We start from the raw sequence: 3,429 nt of genomic DNA on the forward strand, positions 1-3,429 counted from the left end.
TACTCAAAGCCATTGAGAGCAAAATCCAGGAAGTCATTAATGATGCAGTTGAGTTTGCCCAAGCCAGTCCTGAACCTGACCCTAGCGAACTACATCGCTATGTTTTTGCTGAGGATTAGTTAACTGAACTAGGAAGTGTGAACTATGAAATACTTCACGCTTTCTTAGTCACGGTCTCAATCCTAGGAGTGCCATCGGTTTCTACCCAGGCAATGTAGGTGATACCGTGACCCAAGGCGTATGCTCTAATTTGTGCTGGTGAGCGTCCCCCTAAATCCATCTCTACCCTGACCAAATGCTCAGAATCTCTAAGTTTCTGGGCATAGGTAAAAGCTACCGCCTCAGCCTCGGGAAATTCTGGCACCACTAACCAATCACTAGCTGGTGTCCGACTGGGTAGTTGATTACTCGACAGTAAGACATAATGAAGGTCTTCTAGGTTGAGGCAAAAACCAATTCCAGGGTAGGTTTCTCCTTGAGGATGATATAGACTCAGCAATTGATCGTACCGCCCTCCCTGGCCTAAAACTCGGCTAGAGCCCTCGCTACTACTGACTACTTCAAAGACAATACCAGTGTAATAGTCAAAGGTTTGTACTAAGGTCAGGTCAAGAACAATCGGTAAGGGGCTAGCGGAACTACTATTTAAAAGTTCCACCAGGGATTTGAGATTGCTCACAATCTCGTGTTCTGATGAGTCTAAATCCAAGCTGGCAACCTTTTGCAAAACATCAGCAGGGTCTCCCCTCAGGTCAAAGAGAAACAATGCCCGCTCTCGTAATTCTGGGGATAGGGGTAACGTTTCTAGGCTAACACGGTCAAGATAGGCAATGGCTTGACGAACCTTGTCTTGCATAGGTTTGGGGAAGGGAGACAAAAGCGATCGCGTTAGCCGAGCTTCCCCCAAAATCAGGTGCCACTGCTGCAACCCTAAATTATTAAGACAATCGGCTAGCAACAGCAGAATTTCCCCATCTGCCAACAGCCCACCAACTCCCAATAATTCTACTCCCGACTGGTAAAACTCTAGTTGACGTCCGTGGTTACCTATAGTTGGTCTGCGAAATACATTGGCATTGTAATAGAGTCGCTGGGGTAAGGATAGGCAGGCTTCACTATTACTGCCAGCAATACGAGTGACCATTGCTCTGGCTATGGATGCCGTTAATTCTGGACGTAGCCCCAGCGTTCCTTCCTCAGCATCGTGCAACTGGATGACCGTGGAACGTTCGACAGCTCCTCCTGCCATCAAGGTATCCAACCATTCTAGAGTTGATGTGATAATCCGGTGATAACTCCAGCGGTGAAATACTTGCTGTAAGTGGTTAGCAATCCAGCGTTTTTGGGTAACTTCTAGGGGGAGTAAATCCCTTGCCCCTGGGGGTGGTTGATGAATCATTACTTTTTCTTTCCACCAAATAAACCACCAAATAAGCCACCACCAGATTTATTGGACGGTTTCCCTTTAGCTGCTTCAGGCGAAACCTTTGGCTGGCTACCGGCACTTTTCGGGGTTAATTCATTTAGAATCTGTTTCGCCTTCAATGCTTTTTCGTTCTGAGGGTTCAATTGCAACGCCTTATTAATGTGTACTTTAGCCATTGTCCCCTTATTTTGCTTCAAATAAGCAATTCCCAATAAACTATGGCAGTCGCTATTGTTTTGGTCCAACTTCAGAGCTTCTCGCAACTCCAAAACTGCCGCAGCAAAATTGTTTTTCACCAAATATCCTTCAGCACGGCGGATATAGCTATCCACTCGTGATACTCCCTTAGTCCCAACCGACCCTCCCTGTGATGTGGCACCGGTAGTAGTCTGACTATTTGGCTGGGTCACACCAGTTGCTTGAGTTTTCACAGGGGTTGAGACAGAAGTTTTTACCGTTTCGCCCTTACCACTTTTACACATCAAATAAACTAGGTTAAGTTCACTGATTTCGGCAATTTTTGCCAAGGCTTGGTCAAGGGCTTGGTATTGCTCTGATGCTAGGTGGTCAACTGAGGTTTTGTAAAGATTATCTAAATTTGCCCCTGCTTGTAATAATTGCTTAGCCGTTGCGCTAGCCAGGGAAATTTTATCTCCTTGAGCCCCTAACCGCTTACTCAAGTGACTTAGACTAGCAGCATAGTCACGATGACCTCTAGAGAGCTGTTCATAAGCAGGATTAACCAGCCGTGTTAACAGCAGATTTGCTTGATTTTTTTCCACTTCGGTACTGGCTTTGCAACTGTCGGGATGCAAACGTCTAGCAATTTGAAGGTACCGTTGACGGACTGCCTTAACATCCGCATCAACTGGAATTCCTAAAACTGCGTGGTAGTCAGTGAAATCAAGCTTGAAGAGTCCGTATTCAATTTTCAAAGACATAGGCAACTGTCCCATCTCAACTGCTGCAAGGCTCGTTTCTAGTATCTCTTAGATTAGATAATCTGGGTTTGTTTCGGCAATAAAAAGCAGCTGCTTCGTTGAAGAAGCAGCTGTATCTATCTTTTATGCCAATTAGAGTGCTTTAATTCATTCGGTAGGCTTTAGTAATCAAAATCGCCACCCATACCAGCACCAGCAGCAGTATTTTCCTTAGGCTCAGGCTTGTCTACCACAATACACTCGGTGGTCAACACCATACCTGCGATGGAAGCGGCATTTTGGAGAGCAGAACGAGTTACCTTAGCTGGGTCAACGATTCCAGCTTCAAACATATCTACAAACTCACCATTGGAAGCATTGTAGCCGACGTTAAATTCTTTTTCTTTAACTCGCTCAGCGATCACCGCACCATTTTGACCAGCGTTCTGGGCAATTCGCTTCAGAGGTGAAGACAGGGCACGAGCAACAATCAATGCACCGGTAAGTTCTTCAGCCTTCAGGTTCTCGTTTGCCCAAGTTTCTAGGTCAGGAGTCAGGTGAGCTAGAGTTGTACCACCACCAGGGACAATACCTTCTTCCACAGCTGCCTTGGTAGCGTTGATGGCATCTTCCAGACGCAGCTTGCGGTCTTTCATTTCCGTTTCTGTAGCAGCACCGACTTTAATCACAGCGACACCACCAGCCAGTTTAGCTAACCGCTCTTGCAGTTTTTCTTTGTCGTAGGAAGAATCCGTTTCGTCCATCTGACGGCGGATTTGCTCACAACGACCCTTCACTGCATTTTCGTTACCTTCAGCAACGATAGTGGTGTTGTCCTTAGTTATGGTCACACGACGGGCTTTACCCAGCATTTCCAGCTTAGCGTTTTCAAGCTTTAGACCTGCATCTTCGGTAATTACTTGTGCACCAGTTAGGGTAGCAATGTCTTCCAGCATAGCCTTACGGCGATCGCCAAAGCCAGGAGCCTTGACAGCTGCCACATTCAAAACACCCCGTAGGCGGTTGACCACCAAGGTGGCCAGGGCTTCTTTCTCAATGTCTTCAGCAATAATCAGCAACGGC

Annotated in this window: 3 protein-coding genes and 1 pseudogene; 1 reads left to right on the plus strand and 3 read right to left on the minus strand. The window is 46.5% G+C overall.

The window, feature by feature from the left end; genetic code table 11:
* Positions 1-119 (plus strand): annotated as a pseudogene (locus F6K20_RS30020) (pyruvate dehydrogenase (acetyl-transferring) E1 component subunit alpha); the annotation flags it as partial.
* Between the two features lie 35 nt (positions 120-154).
* On the opposite strand, the gene F6K20_RS30025 reads toward F6K20_RS30020, so the two are convergent.
* The 3 genes from F6K20_RS30025 to groEL form a co-directional block, all read right to left on the minus strand.
* Positions 155-1,399: an ATP phosphoribosyltransferase regulatory subunit gene (locus F6K20_RS30025; protein WP_008180314.1), complete on the minus strand. Its 1,245-nt coding sequence runs from the start codon at positions 1,397-1,399 to the stop codon at positions 155-157.
* Complete coding sequence (locus tag F6K20_RS30030; protein WP_044492359.1) at positions 1,399-2,367, minus strand: J domain-containing protein; 969 nt, start codon at positions 2,365-2,367, stop codon at positions 1,399-1,401. The genes F6K20_RS30025 and F6K20_RS30030 overlap by 1 nt, the downstream gene beginning before the upstream one ends.
* 161 nt (positions 2,368-2,528) lie before the next feature.
* Positions 2,529-3,429, minus strand: a 901-nt coding sequence (gene groEL / locus F6K20_RS30035) for a chaperonin GroEL (RefSeq protein ID WP_287297140.1), incomplete at its 5' end; no start/stop codon positions are given.

This window comes from Moorena sp. SIO2C4 (genome assembly GCF_010672485.1).
In the GTDB taxonomy this organism is placed as follows: Bacteria; Cyanobacteriota; Cyanobacteriia; order Cyanobacteriales; family Coleofasciculaceae; genus Moorena; species Moorena producens.